Below are 18,899 nucleotides of genomic sequence, written 5' to 3' on the forward strand. Positions count from 1 at the left end.
GCGCGGGGGACCGCGCGCGGGGGGATGACTCATGACGTCGACGCCGACGGGTGCCCGGGAAAGCGACCCGTCAGAGACGACCCAGCTGCGGGTACCGCCGCATCGGACGGGTGGCTTCAGAAGAATCAAGAAGTCACTGCCGAGGTACGACTACGAGCACTACAGCAGGCTCGCGGGTCCCCTCACCCAGCCCGATCCGGCGAAGCCGTACACGGTGCAGTACCGCTCCCTGCTCTCGCAGGAGCCGCACCGCATCCGGGCCGCACTGATGCTCGGGGCGGCGCCGCTGCTCTCCCTCATCCTGCTCGCCTGGCTGCTCCAGCCCGAGCACTGGACCGAGCGGGACTACGTGGCCAACGACTGGCTGCCGGTCCTCGACGTCGTCATGCTCGTCTCGATCGGCCTGATCGAGTTCTTCCGCTGCATGAACGTGCTGTCGAACGCGCACGCCACCCTGGTGGCCCGCGACCCGATACCGGTGGTGCCCGAGACCGGCACCAGAGTCGCCTTCCTCACCTCCTTCGTGCCCGGCAAGGAGCCGCTGGAGATGGTGACGAAGACCCTTGAGGCCGCGGTCAGGATCCGCCACCGCGGGCTCATGCACGTCTGGCTCCTGGACGAGGGCGACGACCCCGCGGTCAAGGAGGTCTGCCGACGGCTCGGCGTGCACCACTTCTCCCGCAAGGGCGTCGCGAAGTGGAACCAGGCCAAGGGCCCGCACCGCGCCAAGACCAAGCACGGCAACTACAACGCCTGGCTGGACGCGCACGGCGACGACTACGACTACTTCGCGTCCGTGGACACCGACCACGTCCCGATGCCCAACTACCTGGAGCGGATGCTCGGCTTCTTCCGCGACCCGAACGTGGGCTTCGTGATCGGCCCCCAGGTCTACGGCAACTACGACAACTTCATCACCAAGGCCGCCGAGTCCCAGCAGTTCCTCTTCCACGCGCTGATCCAGCGCGCGGGCAACCGCTACGGCGCGCCCATGTTCGTCGGCACCTCGAACGCCGTCCGCATCAAGGCCCTCAAGCAGATCGGCGGCCTGTACGACTCGATCACCGAGGACATGGCGACGGGCTTCGAGATCCACCGCGCCACCAACCCGGTCACCGGCAAGAAGTGGAAGTCCATCTACACGCCGGACGTCCTCGCGGTCGGCGAGGGCCCCAACGCCTGGACGGACTTCTTCACCCAGCAGCTCCGCTGGTCGCGCGGGACGTACGAGACGATCCTCAAGCAGTTCTGGAAGGCACCGTTCTCGCTGCCCCCGGGCCGTCTCTTCAACTACACGATGATGGTCATCTTCTACCCGATGTCCGCCATGAACTGGATCCTGGCGGCGCTGAGTTGCGCCCTGTTCCTGGGCATGGGCGCCTCGGGCGTGGACATCGACCCGACCATCTGGCTGATGCTGTACGGCAACGCCTCGGCGCTCCAGATCGGCCTCTACATCTGGAACCGCCGCCACAACGTCTCGCCGCACGAGCCCGAGGGCTCCGGCGGTGTCGCGGGCATGGTGATGTCGGCCCTGTCGGCGCCGATCTACGCGCGCTCCCTGATGGACGCGGCGCTGCGCCGCAAGAGCAAGTTCGTGGTGACGCCCAAGGGCGACTCGGCGAGCCCGGACACCCTGTTCGGGACCTTCCGCATCCACCTGTTCTTCATCCTGGTCTTCGGCGCCTCCATGGCCGCGTCCTTCGTGTACGGGCACTCCCACCCGGCCATGATCACGTGGGCCACCTTCGCCCTGCTGATCACGGCCGCGCCGATCTTCGCCTGGCGCTGGGGCATGCGGCAGGACAAGAAGAAGGCCAAGAAGCCGCCGGAGAGCGGCAGTTCGGACCCCGGTCAGACCGGGCAGTCCGGACAGTACGAGCCGCCGCTCTCGGTGCCGTACCAGCGCGAGGCCGCCACGACGCGCCTGCCGCAGGCGCAGCCGCCGCAGGCGCCCCACACACCACAGCAGAAGCCCAGTTGGGCAGCCCCTGACCAGACCATGCAGATTCCTCTCGGGAGCCCTAAGCAATGAAAGACCCCTCCAGCCGCCGCCGCGCCCGTCGCATCGCGATAGGCGCGGCGGTGGTCCTAGCGCTGGCCGGAATGAACGGCCCCTGGCTCTGGCGCGTGGGCTCCGAGAAGTACCACAACTACAAGATCAACAAGCCGGAGTACAAGGCTGACAACGGCCACTGGGACGTCGTCGACTTCCCTGAGGAGTACCGCCAGAACACCATCCACGCGGCGCTCCTGCACACCGGCAAGGTCCTCCTGGTCGCCGGGTCCGGCAACAACCAGAAGAACTTCGACAAGAAGAAGTTCGACACCCGCCTCTGGGACCCGGTGAAGGGCACGATCAAGAAGATCGACACCCCGAAGGACCTCTTCTGCACCGGCCACACCCAGCTCGGCAACGGCAACCTGCTGATCGCGGGCGGCACCCAGCGCTACGAGAAGCTGAAGGGCGACGTCACCAAGGCCGGCGGCCTGATGATCGTCCACAACGAGGACCCCGGAAAGCCGATGACGCTGCCCGCGGGCACCAAGTTCACCGGCAAGGAGAACGGCAAGACGTTCGTCTCCAAGGACCCCGTCCAGATCGAGCGCGCCAAGCGGGTCTTCGACCCGAACACCGGCAAGTTCATCCGCAACGAGGCGGGCCTCGGCCGGGTCTACGTGGAGGCGCAGCAGAGCGGCGCCAAGCACGAGACGGGCACGCAGGACAACTACCGCGTGCAGGGCCTCAAGGGCTCCGACACCCGTAACGTCTACGGCATCGCGCAGAAGCTCGCCCTCGACAAGAAGGACTTCCAGGGCATCAAGGACTCCTTCGAGTTCGACCCGGTGGCGGAGAAGTACATCAAGGTCGACCCGATGAACGAGGCGCGCTGGTACCCCACGCTGACCACGCTCACCGACGGCAAGGTCCTCAGCCTCTCCGGCCTCGACGAGATCGGCCAGCTGGTGCCGGGCAAGAACGAGGTGTACGACCCGAAGACGAAGAAGTGGACGTACACGAAGGGCATCCGCCAGTTCCCGACGTACCCGGCGATCTTCCAGATGGCCAGCGGGAAGCTCTTCTACTCGGGCTCGAACGCGGGCTACGGCCCGGACAACGTGGGCCGCAAGCCCGGCATCTGGGACCTGAAGACCAATAAGTTCCAGAAGATCCCCGGCATGAGCGACCCGGACCTCCTGGAGACCTCCGGCACCGTCGAACTGCCGCCCGCGCAGGACCAGAAGTACATGGTGGTCGGCGGCGGCGGCGTCGGCGAGTCCAAGGAGTCCAGCAAGAAGAACCGGATCGTGGACCTGAAGGACCCCAACCCGAAGTTCACGGACGGGCCCGAGCTGGAGAAGGGCACGCGCTACCCGCAGATCTCCACGCTGCCCGACGACACGGTCCTGATCTCCGGTGGCTCCGAGGACTACCGCGGCCGCAGCGACTCCAACATCCACCAGGCGCGCATCTACAACCCGAGGACCAACGAGCTGAACCGGGTCGCCGACCCGGAGGTGGGCCGCAACTACCACTCGGGCTCGATCCTGCTGCCCGACGGCCGCGTGATGTTCTTCGGCTCGGACTCGCTCTACGCCGACAAGGCCAACACCAAGCCGGGCGAGTTCGAGCAGCGCATCGAGATCTACACGCCGCCGTACCTGTACCACGGCGCGCGGCCCTCGCTCGGCGGCGGCCCGAAGACGATCGAGCGCGGCGGTTCCGGGACGTTCACCTCGAAGCACGCCACGTCCCTCAAGACGGCCCGGCTGATCCGGCCCAGCGCCTCGACGCACGTCACGGACATCGACCAGACGTCGATCGCCCTGGACATGAAGAAGTCGGGCGACAAGGTCACGGTGACGGTCCCGAAGAACCGCAGCCTGGTCGAGTCGGGCTGGTACATGCTGTTCGTGACGGACGACCAGGGCACACCGAGCAAGGCCCAGTGGGTCAAGGTCCCCTGATTCCACGGGAGTTCACCCGCATACGCCGATGGGGCGCCCTCCACTCAGGAGGGCGCCCCATCGGCGTACGGAAGGAAGCTACTTCAAGGAAGCTACTTCGCGGACTTGGCGAGCCCGAGCGCGTACTCCGGCCACCACTCCCCCGCCTTCGGGCCGCCCTTGCACGTCCCGTCCGACTCACCGGGCCGCTTGACCCAGAGGTAGGCGTCGACGAGCGGGTCGGCCGTCTTGGTCGTGGGCGCCTCACCGAGCGCACGGCCCGGCGGGTTGCACCAGGGGTCCTTGGCCTTGGCGTCGTACGGGCCGTTGCCGTTGCGGCTGGTGTCGATGACGAAGTGCTTGCCGCCGACCTTGCCGGACAGCTGCTTGCCGAAGGCGATGCTGGCCTGCGTGGTCTGGAAGTTGGAGACGTTCACCGAGAAGCCGTCTGCCTGCTCGACGCCCGACCACTTCAGGGGCTCCCAGATCGAGTCGGGCCCCTTGCCCCAGCCCGCGTTGCCCGCGTCCAGGTACACCTTCGTGTTCTTCAGGGACTTGAGCTTGCCGATGGCGCCCTTGAGGAGGTCGTAGCGCTCCTCGTGGAGGTTGTCCGGGGTGCACTTGTCGACCATGTGCAGGACCGCGTCCGGCTCCAGGATGACCGTGGCGGGCCGGTCGCCGATGCCCTTGGCGACGCCGTCGATCCACGCCCGGTACGCATTGCCGTCCGCCGCGCCGCCCTTGGAGAACTGGCCGCAGTCGCGGTGCGGGATGTTGTAGAGAACCAGGAGCGCGTCCCGGTCTGCCTTCTCGGCGGCCTCGGTGTAGCCGCGCGCCTCCTGCTCCGGGTTCTCCGGGCCGATCCACTCGCCGACCGGCTGCTCGGCGATCTTCCGGATCAGCTCGGCGTCGTCGCCCTTGCCGTCCTTTTCGTACGCGGTGACCTGCTTCGCCGCGTTCCCGTCGGGATTGACCCAGTACGGGTCGCTGCCCTTCGGCTGCTGTTTCACGGGGCCGCTGGACGAGTCGTTGTCCTTGCCGTCGTCCGAGGAACACCCGGACAGCAGCAGCGCCGCGGCTCCCACGAGCGCCACCCCCGCCTTCACCCCCCTCGTGTGTCCACTCCCGCGACCTGTGCCTTTGCGGTACATCCACTCCCCCTTGGGTGCACTGTCCGTTTCCCAATCCTGACATACGGCTTCCCCCCTCACGAGGGCCCACCTGCCCCGGGCGGAGAGCTGTGGGCGAGCTGTTACAGCGGCCGTTAACGCGCGCCCCCGCGGGGTAGGCGAAGGCAGCGGGGCAGCCAGGGAGGGGAGGCTGATGTGGACCGCAGCACGGAACTCCGGCTGGCGGAAGTCGTGGTGGAGAGCGCGGACACACTGCGGGACGACTTCCGGGCCGAGCACTATCTGCGGGGCATGGCCGACCACTGTGTGGAGCTGTTCGGCGCGCACACCGCCGGAGTGATGTTCACCCACCGCACGGGCGAGAGCCGCACCATCGCGCTCGCCCCCAGCAGCCACCAACAAGAGGTCGCGATAGCCCTGTTGAGGTCCCAGAGGAGCGACGGGCCGTGCGTGGAGAGCTACAGCACCGGCACGACGGTGGCGCCCGTGCGGCTCACCGAGAGGGTGACGGCGATCCGCTGGCCCGAGTTCACCGCACAGGCCCTGGAGCACGGCGTCACGATGACGTACGCGGTGCCGATGCGCCGCGGCGAGTCCGTGTTCGGCGTGCTCAATGTCTTCCTCGCCAGGCAGGCCACTCCCAACGGTGAGGTGCGGTGCGCCGAGATCCTGGCGAGCGCGGCCGCCCTCGGGCTGCACAACCACGAGGCGTACGCCGGCTACCGCACGCTCAGCAGGCAGTTGGAGACGGCGCTGACCAGTCGCATTCGCGTCGAACAGGCCAAAGGCATACTCGCCGAGCGCTGGCGCACCGGAATGGAGCCCGCCTTCGCGGCCCTGCGCGGCTACGCACGCAGGGAACGCCTGGCCATCGACCGCGTCGCGGGCGAGCTGATCGAGGGAAAGCTCAACGACGCGGCGCTGCGCCCCGGCAGGTCCGGACCTGATGAAACCGAACCCCTCTGAACTGTGGCGATCACGCAGGGCGATCCGGCCACGACTTGGCGTCAAACGCCCCCTAGGCCGGGAGGCATATTCGCTCTAGAGTCGGTTCTGACGGCCCAAGCCCCCGGCCGGATCAGGCTGAACCTGCCCACCCCGCAAGCGGGTCGGCACCACAGCTCCCGCGCCGGCGCCGGGTTACTCCCGCGACTCGTGCGCGCGCGGTGGAGGACCAGCCCGGTCGACGGTTCCGGGGGGAGCGGTCCGTCGACCGGGCGACGGTCCACCGTCGCAAGCGGGCTTGCGCAGGTCGCAGGGGGCGCAGAGGCGCGGACGTGGTTGACAGTGTCCATGCCGGACTGGGACTCTCCGGGACGACAAGTCCATACATCGAGGCGACGGTTGACAGGAACCCGGTGCGATTCCGGGGCGGTCCCGCCACTGTGACCCCGTGCGTGCTCCCCAGACGTGCGCGGAAGTCAGGAACTGAGCCGTCGTCCTCCTGCCATGGGGCGTGGAAACCCCAGAAGGAGGCCCACCCGGTATGTCTCTGCACACTGCACCGACCACCGACACCACGGCGGCCCAGGCCGCCGCGACCCAGACGCGCGACTGGCTCATCGCCTCCGGCGCGGCGATCCTCGCGCTGATCGCGCTGTACGCGGTGTTCATCGACAACGGCTCGCTGATCTCGGCGACCGGCAGCTACCTGCACGAGTTCGCGCACGACGGCAGGCACCTCTTCGGTGCCCCCTGCCACTGACGGGCGGGCGATCTCAGCACCATGTCCTCCCCGACACCTGTACTCCCCCTGCTCGGGCGCGGGTTGGCGGCGGGAGGGGCGGCGGGCCTCGCGGCCGGTCTCTTCTCCCTCCTCCTCGCCGAGCCCCTGATGGACCGCGCGATCCGCGCCGAGGAGAAGCGCACGGCCGCCGAGGAGCACGCGCACGGCGCCGGCCAGTCCATGCAGCACCACGAGGAGCTCTTCACCCGCTCGACCCAGCACCTCGGCCTGGTCGTCGCCGCTGTCGTCGCCGGTCTCGCGATCGGCGTGCTGTTCGCGGTGGCGTACGCCCTGGTGCACCGGCGCGCTCCGCAGACGTCCCCCTGGCCGCGCGCCCTGACCTTCGCGACGGCCGCGTTCGTCGCGGTCTCGCTCCTGCCGGGCCTGCGCTACCCGGCTAACCCGCCGGGCGTCGGCGACTCCGGCACGGTCGGCGACCGGCAGGCGATGTGGCTGGCATCGGTCGCGATCGGCGTGCTCGGCATGTTCCTGGCCTGGCAGGTGTACGTGCGCCTGGCCGCCAAGTCCCTTCCGGTGCGCCAGATCGCCGTGGCCCTCACGACGGTCGCCGTGCTCGCGCTGCTCTTCGCGCTGCCCGACAACCCGGACCCCGTTCCGGTGGACGCGACGCTGCTGTGGGACTTCCGGATGCTGTCGCTCGCCTCGCACGTGCTGCTGTGGGCGGTGTTCGCGGCGGTCTTCGGCGGACTCGGCCTGCGCGCGGCCGCCAAGTCGGCCTCGGCGGAGGGCGGTTACGCCCGCACGTCCCCGAACACGGTCTCCGTGGAGCCCACGGCCTGACGTCCCGGTCGAGGGCGGCCCCGCGGCGGGACCGGGGCCGCCGTCACCGTCACCCACGCTCCGTGAGGCGCCCCGCGAGACGCTCCGCGATGGCCTGCGCGCACTCCAGCGACTCCCGGCCCGCGGTGTCGACCTCCATGTCGTAGCGCACGCCCTGGTGCACCGACTCGGCCTGCCCCGCGGCCATTCCGGCGGCCCGGTCGCCCCGCGCCAGCTCGCGCGCGGCCGCCACCTCGGGGGCGCAGCGCACGCCCACCCACAGCACGGGCACGTCCACGAGCGCCTTATCCCAGCGGGCCTGCGAGGCGGCGCCCCCGAGGAAGACCTCGTCGACGATCACCCGCGCCCCGGCCCGTGCCATCGCGGCGATCCCCTCGATCCACGCGGCCTCAAGCGCGCGGAACTCCGCCCCCACGCTCACCGCGCCGTCCGCCGCGATGTCGAGGCCCGCGTCCGACGCCTTCATCGACGCGGGCAGGGCGTCCACGAAGGTGTCGCAGCCGAAGGTCAGCCAGGGCTCCGCGAGCACGGCCTGCAGACAGCGCGCGATGCCCGACTTCCCCGCGCTGGAACCGCCGTTGAGCACGATCACTTGTCCCGTCACGGACGCCACTGTAGGCACGGTCACCCGCGCCACCCACTCCATTTCAGCGGCGGACGCCCGTCAGGTACGCGGACACCACCACGTTCGCCGTGTACCGGCGCTGCGCGTGGTCGAAGGTCCCGCCGCAGGTGATCAGGCGCAGCTCCGCGCGGCCGTCCTCGTGCGGGCCGTACGCCGCCTTCGCGTCGAAGCCGTCGCGCCGGTGCACCCGTACGTCGTCGACGGTGAACTCGGCGACCGTGCCGTCGTCCCGGGCCACCCCGATCCGCTCGCCGGGTTTGAGCGCGCTGAGGTGGTAGAAGACGGCGGGCCGCGTCTCGGTGTCGACGTGGCCCACGAGCAGGGCGGCGCCCGCCGCGCCGGGCCGGGTGCCGCCGCCGTACCAGCCGACCGAGTCCGCCTGCGCGAACGGCGGCGGGTCGATCGCGCCCTCCGCGTCGAGCCCGCGCGCCGTCACCGCGGCGCGCACGTCGAGCGCGGGGATGTCGACGCGCTGCGGACGGGCGGGGTCCAACGCCTCGTGCGCGGGCGGGAGTTCGACGCCGAAGGGCCGCCCGACCGCCGCCACGTCGCCCGCGGCGGGTTCGGAGAGGCCGCCCCGGAGGTCGACGGCGTCGCTCCCCCACAGGCAGAGTCCCCCGATGAGCACGGCCCAGGCGGCACCCATGAGCAGCCGCCCGGAGCCCGGCCTGTCGCTGGTCACCGCGCGCTCACCCCGCTCTCAACTCCGCTCTCACTCGGAGCGGCGCCGGCGGACGCTGCGGAACGCGACGGCCACCGCCGCGACACCGGCGAGCACCAGGCCGATGACCGCGTGCCGGGTGCCGGGCCCCGCCTCGCTCGCCTCGGCCGAGGCGGCCGGTCCCGCGAGGTGCGACTCGGCGAGGTGCGACTCCGCGAGGCGGGCGGTGCCGCCACCGCCGGCCCGGACCGGCGAGACCGGGGCCGGGTTGTTGCGGATGACCTGCACGGTGCCCGCGCCCTGGTGGGGGTGGCCGTCGCAGGTGATGGTGACGGAGTAGCTCCCCGAGACCCCGTACTTGATCTTCGTCGTGCCGTTGAGCGAGTACTTGTCCCCGTCCCGCCCGGTCAGCCGGGCGTCGTACTCGAACGCCCCCGAACTGGCCGACCCCGTGGTCCCGTCACACCCGTCGGCCCGCACCTCGACCTGGGCCCCCGGGCCGGCGCTGGACGGCGTGACGGTGGCCTGCACGGACCCATGGTCATGGGCCTGAGCGGGCCCGACGGGCAGAGCGACGGCAAGAGCGACGGCCGCCCCCACGCCACCCAGAGCAAACGAAGATATACGCATGGTGAACCTCCTGTTACCGAGGTTCACGTGGAGTAACAGCCCTCGCATCCCGGGCGACCCGTTAGGGGCGCGGGGAACTGCGCGAGAAACCCCCACCGGCGGTCAGCCGGCAGTCAGCGGACAGTCCCGAGCCGTGGGCCGCAGTCAGACCAGATCCACCAGGTCAGCGATGGAATCAACGACCTGCGACGGAGTGAACGGGTACTTCTCGATGTCCGGCCGGTCGGTCAGCCCGGTGAGCACCAGGAACGTCCGCATCCCCGCCTCCAGTCCGGCAAGGACATCCGTGTCCATGCGGTCCCCGATCATCGCGCTCGTCTCCGAGTGCGCCCCGATCGCGTTGAGCCCCGTCCGCATCATCAGCGGATTCGGCTTCCCCGCGAAGTACGGCTGCTTGCCGGTCGCCTTGGTGATCAGCGCGGCCACCGCCCCCGTCGCGGGCAGCGGCCCCTCCGTGGAGGGTCCCGTCTCGTCCGGGTTGGTGCAGATGAAGCGGGCGCCGCCGTTGATGAGGCGGACCGCCTTGGTCATGGCCTCGAAGGAGTACGTGCGGGTCTCGCCGAGGACCACGTAGTCGGGGGCGTGGTCGGTCAGGACGTACCCGATGTCGTGCAGCGCCGTCGTGAGGCCCGCCTCCCCGATGACGTACGCCGTCCCGCCCGGCCGCTGCGCGTCGAGGAACTGTGCCGTGGCCAGCGCCGACGTCCAGATGTTCTCGACCGGCACCTCCAGGCCCATGCGGGTCAGCCGGGCCTGGAGGTCGCGGGCGGTGTAGATGGAGTTGTTGGTGAGGACCAGGAAGGGCTTGCCGGACTCGCGGAGCTTCTTCAGGAAGGCGTCGGCGCCGGGGATCGGGACCCCCTCGTGGATGAGCACGCCGTCCATGTCGGTGAGCCACGATTCGATGGGCTTGAGCTCTGCCATGGGGTGCACTCCTGCGGTGTACGGGTTGCCTGGGGCGCCGGGACAGCGCTGTGCCGACGCCCCCAGCCTAGTCAGGATGCCGTGATCTTGACCCCGTCGATCCCCCCGCCGCCTTGGTGGCGCCGATGGCGGCGTCCGCGGCCTTCCTGGCCAGGGTGGTCTTGGCGAGGAACTTCGGCCGGCCGGTGTCCTGGCGCTGCCGGGCGACCTTGGCCCTTGCCTTCTTGCCGTACTCGGCGTGTGGGAGGTCGTGGGCGTCGGAAGGGGTGGTCGCGGTCTCCTGCACGCCCCGGTCCCCACAGACCGGCGCGGGCAGCGAAGGACCCATACGGACGGGCGTTCGCACTCCGGGGTCCGCTTCGAGCGCAGCACTGGGCGCACCGCGCCCGGAGGAGACAGGGACGGCGGCCAGGCACGGTCAGCTGCCGGTTGCCGACTTCCAGTCCTCCACGTACGACGGGAGGTTCTTGGAGATGTCGTCCCAGTCCGGCTCGAAGACGTCGACGCCGTCCATGAGCTTGTCGAGGGCCACGGCGTTCTCGTCGGTCGCCTTGACGTCGCCGCGCGCCGCGAAGCCGCCGCCGACCTCGCTGACCTGCTGCTGCGCCTTCTGTCCGAGCAGATAGTCGAGGAACTTCTTGGCGTTGGCGCTGTGCGGGGCCTTGTTCACGAGCCCGGCCGCGTACGGCAGCGCGAAGGTCGTGGGCCTGCCGGGGTTCTTCTCGGTGGCCGGGAACCAGATGCCGAGGTTCGGCATGTCCCTGGACTGGGCGTAGTTCATCTGCACGTCGCCGTTGGCGGCGAGCAGCTCGCCCTTGTCGACCTTGGGCGCGAGCTTGCCGGTGGAGGCGGACGGGCCGACGTTGTTGGACTGGAGCTTCTTCAGGTAGTCCAGGGCGGGCTCCTTGCCGCCGAAGTCGTGCATGGCCTTGATCAGCACGGCGGTGCCGTCGCCCGCGACGCCGGGCGTGGAGTACTGCACCTTGTTCTTGTACGCGGAGTCGGTGAGGTCCTCCCAGGTCTTGGGGGCCTTGGCGCCGCCGAGCTCCTTCTTGTTGTAGATGAAGCCGAAGTAGTTGTTGACGACGGCGGTCCACTTGCCGTCGGCGGCCTTGTTCGCGCCGTCGACCTCCTCCGCTCCCTTCGGCTCGTACGCCTGCAACAGGCCCTTGTCGTCGGCCTGTTGGATGAAGGGGGGCAGGGTGATGAGGACGTCGGCCTGGGTGTTGGACTTCTCGCGGACGGCGCGCTGCACCATCTCGCCGGAGCCGCCCTCGACGTAGTTGACCTTGATGCCGGTCTTCTTCTCGAAGTCCTTGAAGACCTGGTCGTACCAGCCGTCGCCGTTCTCGCCCTTGAGGCCGTCGGCGCTGTAGACGGTGACCTCCTTGGCGTTGGACGCGGCGGAGTCGCCGCCGCAGGCGGTGAGCGAGCCGGCGAGGACGAGGCTGCCGGAGACGGCGGCGAGCGTGCGGGCGGAGGTAAGCCGGTGCATGACGTTTCGTACTCCTTGGAGAACCTTGAGGGCCTGAGGGCCTGAGGGCCTGAGGGTCTGAGGGCCTTGGGGGGAAGGGGAATTCAGCGGTAGGAGGCGCGGGTGCGGATGCGGGACACGGCGAAGAGCACGAGCAGCGTCGCCGCCATCAGGACCACCGCGACGGCGGCCCCGGTGAAGGTGGCGCCCCGGTCGGTGGCCGCGTAGATCTGCACCGGGAGCGGCATCCAGTTCGGCGGGTAGAGCATCATCGTGGCGCTCAACTCACCCATGGACAGGGCGAAGCAGAGCCCGGCGGCCGCCGTGAGGGACGGCAGCAGGAGCGGCAGCTTCACCCGCCACAGGACGTACGCGGGCCGGGCACCGAGCGAGGCGGCGGCCTGTTCGTACGCGGGGTCGAGACGCAGGATGGCGGCCGAGACCGACTGGTAGGCGAACGCCGTGACGAGAATGGCGTGCGCGAGGATCACGATCCAGCGCGTGCCGTTGAGGATCATCGGCGGCTTGCTGAAGGCGACGAGGACGGCGAGCCCGACCACGACGGACGGCACGGCGACGGGCAGCATGAACAGGGCGTCCAGGACCCGCCCCCAGAGCTTGGAGAGCCTGGGGGTGCCCCCTCCGCCCTTCTTCAGCGAGGCGGCGGCGAGCGCGGCCCACGCGCCCGCGGTGAGCGCGAGCAGGCTGGCGGCGACGGCCGTGACGAGGCTGGTGGTCAGCGCCTCGAGTGATTCCCCCCGGGTGGCGGCCGAGTAGTGCTCGGCGGTGAACCCGGACGGGAAAGCGCCCGACCAGTGGGAGGAGAACGACGCCGCGAGGATGACGAGCAGCGGCAGCGCGAAGAGCGGCAGGAAGAAGACGAGGAAGAGGACCCAGGCCGCCCACTTCCCCTTGCGGCTATGCACCAGCACGACGGCTCACCACCCGGTAGATGCCGTAGAGGCCCAGGGAGATCGCGATGTTGACGACGGCGACGACACAGGCCGCCGGATAGTCGGACTCGAGGATGGCCTTGCCGTAGACGAGCATCGGCAGGGTCGTGACGCCCTTGGCCCCGGTGAAGAGGACGATCCCGAACTCGTTGAGACACATGACGAGCACGAGGCTCCCGCCCGCGGCGAGCGCGGGCAGCGCCTCGGGCAGGATGACCTGCCGCACGACGCGCAGGGGCCGCGCCCCCAGACTCGACGCCACCTCCAGCTGGGCGGTGTCGAGCTGCGAGAAGGCGGCGAGCAGCGGCCGCATCACGAAGGGCGTGAAGTACGTGATCTCGGCGAGCAGCACGCCCCACGGGGTGGTGAGGAACTGGAAGGGCCCGTCGGCGGCCCCGGTCGCATCGGTCCAGATCCCGTTCGCCATGCCCTTCGTGCCGTAGATGAACAGCAGCGCGAGCGTGATGAGGAAGGACGGGAAGGAGAGGAAGACGTCGATGAACTTGGCGACGGCCCTGCCCCCGGGGAACGGCACGAAGGCGATCACGAGCGCGAGCGCGAACCCCAGCACGAGACACCCCGCGGTGGACCCGACGGCCAGCCACACGGTGGTCCCGAGCGCCTCCCGGAACGCCTCGGAGGCGAACACGTCCGCGTAGGGCGCGAGCGAGGTCCCCCCGGTGTCGGGCCGCACGGACTGCTGGACGACGAGGGCGAGGGGGTAGAGGAACACGAGCCCGAGCAGGGCGACGGGCGGGAGGGCCCACACGAACTTCGGTATGCGGGTACGGGACGTGGCCGCCTTCCCCGCCCGTGTCCCGAGTACGACGCTAGCCATCCTTGCTCACCCCTGCGGACAGCAGCACCGCGTCCTCGGGCGCGAAGTGCAGGGTGACCTCGTCCCCGATCCCCGGCGGCGCCTTCAGCTCCCGCAGGTCCGCCTTCACGGACTGCCCGCCCACGTCCACGTACAGCCGGTGCGTGGCCCCCCGCCACTGCACCTCGGACACCTTCCCCGTAAGGGAGTTGGGCCCGGCCCCGAGGCCGACGAGGTGCGGCCGCACGCACAGCGTGGCCACGGCCCCCGCCACGGCACCCCCGGTGTCGACGGCGAGCTCGGCACCCCCGAAGGCGACGCCTCCCTTCGAGACGGTCACCTTCAAGAGGTTCGCGTTGCCCACGAACCCGGCCGTGAACTCGGTCCTGGGCGCCCGGTAGAGCTCCTGCGGTGTCCCGCAGTCCTTCAGCCGCGCGCTGTCCATGACGGCGATCCGGTCCGCGAGGGTCAGCGCCTCGACCTGGTCGTGGGTCACGTAGAGGATCGACACCTCGGGCAACTCCCGGTGCAGCCGGGCGAGTTCGGCCAGCATCCCGGAGCGCAGCTGCGCGTCGAGCGCGGACAGCGGCTCGTCCAGGAGCAGCACCCCCCGGCCGGATCGCCAGCGCCCGCGCGATGGCGACCCGCTGCTGCTGCCCGCCGGACAGCTCGCGCGGGAACCGCTTCGCGTACGCGGCCATGCCCGTCATCTCCAGCGCCTCGGCGACCCGGCCGGGTATCCCGGACTTCGGGGCCTTCTGCGCCTTCAGGCCGAAGGCGACGTTGTCCGCGACCCGCATGTGCGGAAAGAGCGCGTACTGCTGGACGACCATGCCGATCCCCCGCTGGTGCGGCGGCAGCCCCGTGACGTCGCGCTCCCCGATGAACACCCGCCCCGACACCGGCCGGACGAACCCGGCGACGGCCCGCAGCGCGGTGGTCTTGCCGGAGCCGGAGGGGCCGAGCAGCGCCATGACCTCGCCGGGTTCGACGGTCAGGTCGAGGGCGTCGAGGACGACGGTGCCGCTGTAGGCGACGGACACGCGGTCGAAGCGGATGCCGCTCCGGGCGGGGGCCGCGCTCATTCCTCAACACCCCTAAGCAGGGCGGGGAGTTCGGCGACCGAGCCGAGCACCTGCGTGGCTCCGGCCTCCCGCAGCACCGCCTCGTCGTGCGCCCCGGTGAGCACTCCGGCGACGACCCCGGCACCGGACCTGACCCCGCTGCGCATGTCGTACGCCGTGTCGCCCGCGACCGCGACCTCCCGCACCCCGTCCGCCGCCCCCGTCCGCAGGAACGCGGCGAGCACCATGTCGGGGAAGGGCCGCCCCCGGCCGCCCGCGTCGGCGGGGCACAGGGTGAGCCCGACGAGGTCGCGCCAGCCGAGCGCGTCGAGGATGGCGTCCTGGGTGACCCGGGCGAACCCGGTCGTCAACACCACTGTCCTGCCAGCCGACTTGAGCTCCTCGATGGCTTCGCGCGCCCCGGGGACGGGGGCGATGCGGCCGCCGTCGACCAGCTCCCCGTACGCCTTCTCGAAGGCGACGTTGGCCTCCTGGGCGCGCGCCTCGTCCCCGAACAGGTGCCGGAAGACGGAGATCTTGGACTCGCCCATGGTGGCGCGGACGTAGTCGAGCTTCTCCTCGTGGTCGGCGGACCCGGGCTCCACCCCGAGCCGCTGTGCCGCCGCCGAGAACGCCTGCTCGACGAGGCCCCCGTCGGCGACGGTGGTCCCGGCCATGTCCAGCACGACCAGTCGTATGCGGTCGGTCAACTCCCTCACCATCCCAGCTCGTTGGCGGTCGTCTCGGCGATCGCGGGCGAGCAGGTCATGCCGCGCCCGCCGGGCCCGGTGACCAGCCAGGTGCCCTCGCGGACCTGCTGCCGGTGCACGACCCGGCTCGTGTCGACGCACTGCGCGTACACCCCGGCCCAGCGCCGCCTGATCCTGGGCAGCGGGCGGCCGAGGAAGCCCTCGACGACCTCGCTGAGGTGGTCGTAGGGCTCCTCGACGGTGTCGAAGGCGAAGGGGTGCTCGTACTCGTGGGTGTCGCCGATGGTCAGCCCGCCGTCCGCGCGCTGCACCATGAGCAGCTGCATCTTGTGGGCGGCGGCGGTCGGCGTCTGCGCCTGCCCGGCGTTCAGCTCGTCGAGCGCGGGCGAGGCGTAGGCCGGGTAGTAGCGGAAGCTGTCGGCGTCCGCGACGGACGTGGTCAGGGCCTCGCCGAGCGGTTCGGTCTGCATCATCTGCAACCGGACGCGGCGCACGGGGAGTTCGGGCCCGGCCAGCTCCCGGACGAGCCCGCCGAGCCAGGCCCCGGTGGCGAGCACGACCACGTCCCCGGTGTGCACGTCGCCGTGGTCGTCGCGGACGGCGCTCTCGCCGACGACCTCGCGCACCTCACGGCCCGGCAGGAAGGTGTAGCGGGGGTTCGCCGACAGGGCTTCCCTCAAGTGGAGTTGAGCGGTGCGCGGCTCGACGGCGGCGTCCCGCTCGCAGTACAGGGCCGCCGTGAAGTCGCCGCGCAGGGCCGGGTTGACCTCGCGCGCCTCCTCACCGGTCAGCAGCTTGTAGCCGCGCGCCGCGGCGTCGGGCCGAGCCAGCGCCGCCTCGGCGACGGCCCGCTCCCGCTCACCCCGTACGAGGGTGAGGGAGCCGTTGGCGCGAAAGCCGAGGCCCGGCACGCGCGCCCCGATGCCCTCCCACAACTCCCGTGCCCGCAGGGCGGTTTCGAGCTCCTCGCCGCCCGCCCGGCCGCTCACCCATATCTGCCCGAAGTTGCGGAGCGAGGCCCCGCGCGCCTCGCTCTCGCGCTCGATCTGGACGACCTCGTGGCCGCGTTCCACTGCGTGCCAGGCGTGCATGGTGCCCACCACGCCGGCTCCTACGACGATGACTCTCACGGCGGCAACGCTCCTTGCGGCCGGTGTCCCGCGCGGGACCGAAGGGCAACGGGACGGTGAACGGCCACCCAAAGATGGCCTAGACCCGTTATCGTTCCGTTATCCAGGCGGGCCGATCGCCCTGCGCGCAAGGGCCGTTCAGCCCAGCTCGTCCCCGTATCCGCCGAGCCGCGTCGTGAAGGAGAACCGGTCGCCCCGGTAGAGGGTGCGCACCCGCTCCAGGGGGCGGCCCGCGGTGTCCCGGGACAGCCGGTGGATCAGGAGCATCGGGAGCGCGGGGGGCGTCCCGATGAGCAGCGCCTCCCGGGGCGTGGCCAGGACCGTCTCGATGCGCTCGTCCGCGTCCCCGAAGGAGATCCCGAGGTGCTCGCGCAGATACGCGTAGAAGGACGAGTCGGGCTCGAACTCGCCCTCCAGGCGCGGCGCCCGGGCCACCGACACATAGGTGGACTCAAGGCCCACCCGCTCCTCGTCCGCGAGCAGCACCCGCTCCATGTGCCAGACCGGCTCGCCCTCCTCGACCCCGACCTCGGGCGCGAGCGCCGCCGAGCAGGGGAAGCGGTCCAGGGAGATGAGCGTGCGGCCGGGGGTGCGCCCCTGCCGCCGTACGCCTTCGGTGTAGCTGGCGAGCGAGAGCGGCTGCTCCAGCTTGGGTCCCGCGACGACGGTGCCCCGGCCCTGCCGCCGGAGCCGCCCCTCCAGAATCAGCTCGCGCAGCGCCTGGCGCACGGTCTCGCGGGCGACCTCGAAGCGCACCGCGAGATCGCGCTCCGTGGGCAGCGGCTGCCCGTCCCCCAACTCCCCGATCAGCCGGGAGATCTCGGCCTTGACCGCGTAGTACTTCGGTATGCGGCCGTGCTCGGGGATGCCGGAGCGAATGGGCGCGCCGGGCGCCAGGTCACGGAGGTTCGGGATGTCCACGGGGGGATGTTCGCAGACGTTCGTGAACGGGGAAGTGAACGCACGGTGTCACCGTGAGGGGTGCGTGCCCCGGACACGTGACCGCGCCCGTGCCGCCGGTCTTGCTTCGGCTGGAGCGGCACGGGCGCGGTCTTCCGGAAGGTGGCGGGAACGGCTGGTTCAGCGCCTGCGGCTGTGTAGGCGCCGACATCCCACCACGAGGGCACCGCCGCCGAGGAGGAAGGCGCCGGCGGTGACCCCAAGCCCGGGCATGGCACCCGAGCCTGTCTTGGCGAGCTCCGTCGCCTCCGGACGGGCGGACGTGGAGCCGGTGTGCTCCTTGTCCGCCTCCCCGGCGGCGACGATCTCGAAGGGGTAGTCGTTGGACTGCCCCACCCAGTCCCCGTCGTCGGCGCGGCGCTGCACGATCGCGGCGTTGGCGACAACGTGGTTGGGAGCGGTGTCGGAGGTGAAGGAGAGCCGGACCTTCACGGACACGGTCCGCCCCGGGGGGACCGTGAAGCCGGCGAAGCCGTCGTCGAAGACTCCGACGTTCTCGTTCTTCCCGGTGTGCGTGAAGGGCACGGGCCGCCAGCGCGACCCGTCGTAGAACTCCAGCTGCGGCTGCTGCGGCTTGAGCGTCCCCTGCTGGTCGACGAAGACGACGACCGGGTGGATGTTGCCGCAGCTGTCACCGGTGGTGTTGGTGAGGTCGACCGTCCAGTTCTGGAAACCGCCACCGGGGACGTAGGTGGTGGGGCCGTCGTGGATGGCGGTCTTGATGGGGAAGGCGTTGCTGTTCGCCGTGGTGGCACAGGTGGGCTGGGCCGTGGTCGGCGTGGTCTGGGTGAGCGCTTCGTTGGGGCGGGGCTGCTGGGGCTGGGGCTTCTGGGCCTGCGGCTGCTGCGCCTGGGGCTGCTGGGCCTGCGGCTGCTGAGCTTGGGGCTGCTGCGCCTGAGGTTGCTGGACCTGGGGCTGCTGAGCTTGGGGCTGTTGCGCCTGCGGCTGCTGCGCCTGCGGCTGCTGGACCTGGGGCTGCTGAGCCTGCGGCTGTTGCACCTGCGGCTGCTGAGCCTGCGGCTGTTGCACCTGCGGCTGTTGCACCTGCGGCTGCTGAGCTTGAGGCTGCTGGGGTTGTGTCTGCGTCGTGTCGATCGTCGCCGCCGCGTCCGCCTGTGCCCCGCCGCAGGACGAGTCCGGGATCATCCCGCCGAACAGCCCCGTCACGGCGCACACGTTGCTGTTGAGGACGCTGTTGCCCTCGTCCGCGACGGCGGGCGAGCCCACCACGGCGGGTGCGAGGGTGGCGGCGGCAGCGGCGGTGACACCGAAGGCAAGGGAACTGCGGAGACGCATGAAGAGCCTTTGCTGGAGCGGCAGGGCGCGGAACCGGAATGCACAGGCGG

17 protein-coding genes, 2 pseudogenes and 1 riboswitch are annotated in these 18,899 nt (G+C 70.7%); of the genes and pseudogenes, 5 read left to right on the top strand and 14 right to left on the bottom strand.

Translation table 11 applies throughout. The features are described from left to right. Positions 1-31 precede the first annotated feature (31 nt). Positions 32-2,035 carry a glycosyltransferase family 2 protein gene (locus ACQB60_RS27475; RefSeq protein WP_496928771.1) on the top strand — a complete coding sequence of 668 codons (2,004 nt, stop codon included), beginning with the start codon at positions 32-34 and terminating at the stop codon, positions 2,033-2,035. Next, positions 2,032-3,969: a radical copper oxidase GlxA gene (gene glxA, locus ACQB60_RS27480; protein ID WP_496928772.1), complete on the top strand. Its 1,938-nt coding sequence runs from the start codon at positions 2,032-2,034 to the stop codon at positions 3,967-3,969. The genes ACQB60_RS27475 and glxA overlap by 4 nt, the downstream gene beginning before the upstream one ends. A 92-nt stretch (positions 3,970-4,061) precedes the next feature. Here glxA and ACQB60_RS27485 read toward each other — a convergent pair whose 3' ends face one another. After that, a complete protein-coding gene (locus tag ACQB60_RS27485) occupies positions 4,062-5,099 on the bottom strand; it encodes a glycoside hydrolase family 6 protein (protein ID WP_496928773.1) in 1,038 nt (345 codons plus the stop codon). A gap of 174 nt (positions 5,100-5,273) precedes the next feature. Here ACQB60_RS27485 and ACQB60_RS27490 point away from each other — a divergent pair, with 174 nt between their 5' ends. From ACQB60_RS27490 to ACQB60_RS27500, 3 genes are all read left to right on the top strand, one after another. Continuing rightward, a complete protein-coding gene (locus tag ACQB60_RS27490) occupies positions 5,274-6,044 on the top strand; it encodes an ANTAR domain-containing protein (RefSeq protein WP_496928774.1) in 771 nt (256 codons plus the stop codon). 358 nt (positions 6,045-6,402) lie between these two features. Continuing rightward, positions 6,403-6,530: riboswitch (cobalamin riboswitch) on the top strand. Positions 6,531-6,564: 34 nt separating this feature from the next. After that, a complete protein-coding gene (locus ACQB60_RS27495) occupies positions 6,565-6,783 on the top strand; it encodes a CbtB domain-containing protein (RefSeq protein ID WP_384843047.1) in 219 nt (72 codons plus the stop codon). Between the two features lie 21 nt (positions 6,784-6,804). After that, the gene (locus ACQB60_RS27500; RefSeq protein ID WP_496928775.1) at positions 6,805-7,605 is read left to right on the top strand and encodes a CbtA family protein; all 801 of its coding nucleotides are present in this window, start codon (positions 6,805-6,807) and stop codon (positions 7,603-7,605) included. Between the two features lie 49 nt (positions 7,606-7,654). Here the strand turns inward: ACQB60_RS27500 and cpt are convergent, their stop codons facing one another. The 13 genes and pseudogenes from cpt to ACQB60_RS27565 form a co-directional block, all read right to left on the bottom strand. Further along, positions 7,655-8,209 carry a chloramphenicol phosphotransferase CPT gene (gene cpt, locus ACQB60_RS27505; protein WP_496928776.1) on the bottom strand — a complete coding sequence of 185 codons (555 nt, stop codon included), beginning with the start codon at positions 8,207-8,209 and terminating at the stop codon, positions 7,655-7,657. Between the two features lie 43 nt (positions 8,210-8,252). Further along, positions 8,253-8,876, bottom strand: a complete 624-nt coding sequence (locus ACQB60_RS27510; RefSeq protein WP_496928947.1) for a class F sortase — start codon at positions 8,874-8,876, stop codon at positions 8,253-8,255. Between the two features lie 66 nt (positions 8,877-8,942). Next, on the bottom strand, positions 8,943-9,422 hold the full coding sequence (locus ACQB60_RS27515) for a hypothetical protein (protein WP_496928777.1): 480 nt from the start codon (positions 9,420-9,422) through the stop codon (positions 8,943-8,945). A 243-nt stretch (positions 9,423-9,665) separates the two neighbouring features. Further along, positions 9,666-10,445 carry an HAD-IIA family hydrolase gene (locus tag ACQB60_RS27520; RefSeq protein WP_496928778.1) on the bottom strand — a complete coding sequence of 260 codons (780 nt, stop codon included), beginning with the start codon at positions 10,443-10,445 and terminating at the stop codon, positions 9,666-9,668. Between the two features lie 106 nt (positions 10,446-10,551). Next, a pseudogene (locus tag ACQB60_RS27525) lies at positions 10,552-10,758 on the bottom strand (RNA-guided endonuclease TnpB family protein); the annotation flags it as partial. A gap of 105 nt (positions 10,759-10,863) precedes the next feature. Beyond that, positions 10,864-11,940 (bottom strand): 2-aminoethylphosphonate ABC transporter substrate-binding protein, encoded by a 1,077-nt coding sequence (locus tag ACQB60_RS27530; RefSeq protein ID WP_496928779.1) that lies wholly within the window; start codon positions 11,938-11,940, stop codon positions 10,864-10,866. 83 nt (positions 11,941-12,023) lie between these two features. Then, entirely contained in the window at positions 12,024-12,851 is an 828-nt protein-coding gene (locus ACQB60_RS27535) for an ABC transporter permease (RefSeq protein WP_496928780.1), read from the bottom strand. Further along, positions 12,838-13,710: a 2-aminoethylphosphonate ABC transporter permease subunit gene (locus ACQB60_RS27540; protein WP_496928781.1), complete on the bottom strand. Its 873-nt coding sequence runs from the start codon at positions 13,708-13,710 to the stop codon at positions 12,838-12,840. The genes ACQB60_RS27535 and ACQB60_RS27540 overlap by 14 nt, the downstream gene beginning before the upstream one ends. Beyond that, positions 13,703-14,774, bottom strand: a pseudogene (locus ACQB60_RS27545) (ABC transporter ATP-binding protein). Before ACQB60_RS27545 ends, ACQB60_RS27540 begins: the two are co-directional and overlap by 8 nt. Beyond that, positions 14,771-15,463: a phosphonatase-like hydrolase gene (locus tag ACQB60_RS27550; RefSeq protein ID WP_496928782.1), complete on the bottom strand. Its 693-nt coding sequence runs from the start codon at positions 15,461-15,463 to the stop codon at positions 14,771-14,773. The pseudogene ACQB60_RS27545 and the gene ACQB60_RS27550 overlap by 4 nt, the downstream one beginning before the upstream one ends. A 5-nt stretch (positions 15,464-15,468) precedes the next feature. Further along, on the bottom strand, positions 15,469-16,593 hold the full coding sequence (locus ACQB60_RS27555) for a TIGR03364 family FAD-dependent oxidoreductase (protein WP_496928783.1): 1,125 nt from the start codon (positions 16,591-16,593) through the stop codon (positions 15,469-15,471). Between the two features lie 138 nt (positions 16,594-16,731). Then, positions 16,732-17,514: a GntR family transcriptional regulator gene (locus ACQB60_RS27560; RefSeq protein WP_496928784.1), complete on the bottom strand. Its 783-nt coding sequence runs from the start codon at positions 17,512-17,514 to the stop codon at positions 16,732-16,734. Between the two features lie 159 nt (positions 17,515-17,673). Continuing rightward, entirely contained in the window at positions 17,674-18,849 is a 1,176-nt protein-coding gene (locus ACQB60_RS27565) for a hypothetical protein (protein WP_496928785.1), read from the bottom strand. Between the last annotated feature and the right edge of the window lie 50 nt (positions 18,850-18,899).

This window comes from Streptomyces odontotermitis (genome assembly GCF_050510915.1).
Lineage (GTDB): Bacteria > Actinomycetota > Actinomycetes > Streptomycetales > Streptomycetaceae > Streptomyces.

Coding starts and splice junctions, on each gene's coding strand:
- ACQB60_RS27565 (WP_496928785.1), bottom strand. CDS start 18,849: ATGCGTCTCCGCAGTTCCCTTGCCTTCGGTGTCACCGCCGCTGCCGCC.
- ACQB60_RS27495 (WP_384843047.1), top strand. CDS start 6,565: ATGTCTCTGCACACTGCACCGACCACCGACACCACGGCGGCCCAGGCC.
- ACQB60_RS27500 (WP_496928775.1), top strand. CDS start 6,805: ATGTCCTCCCCGACACCTGTACTCCCCCTGCTCGGGCGCGGGTTGGCG.
- glxA (WP_496928772.1), top strand. CDS start 2,032: ATGAAAGACCCCTCCAGCCGCCGCCGCGCCCGTCGCATCGCGATAGGC.
- ACQB60_RS27520 (WP_496928778.1), bottom strand. CDS start 10,445: ATGGCAGAGCTCAAGCCCATCGAATCGTGGCTCACCGACATGGACGGC.
- ACQB60_RS27510 (WP_496928947.1), bottom strand. CDS start 8,876: ATGGGTGCCGCCTGGGCCGTGCTCATCGGGGGACTCTGCCTGTGGGGG.
- ACQB60_RS27485 (WP_496928773.1), bottom strand. CDS start 5,099: ATGTACCGCAAAGGCACAGGTCGCGGGAGTGGACACACGAGGGGGGTG.
- ACQB60_RS27530 (WP_496928779.1), bottom strand. CDS start 11,940: ATGCACCGGCTTACCTCCGCCCGCACGCTCGCCGCCGTCTCCGGCAGC.
- ACQB60_RS27475 (WP_496928771.1), top strand. CDS start 32: ATGACGTCGACGCCGACGGGTGCCCGGGAAAGCGACCCGTCAGAGACG.
- ACQB60_RS27540 (WP_496928781.1), bottom strand. CDS start 13,710: ATGGCTAGCGTCGTACTCGGGACACGGGCGGGGAAGGCGGCCACGTCC.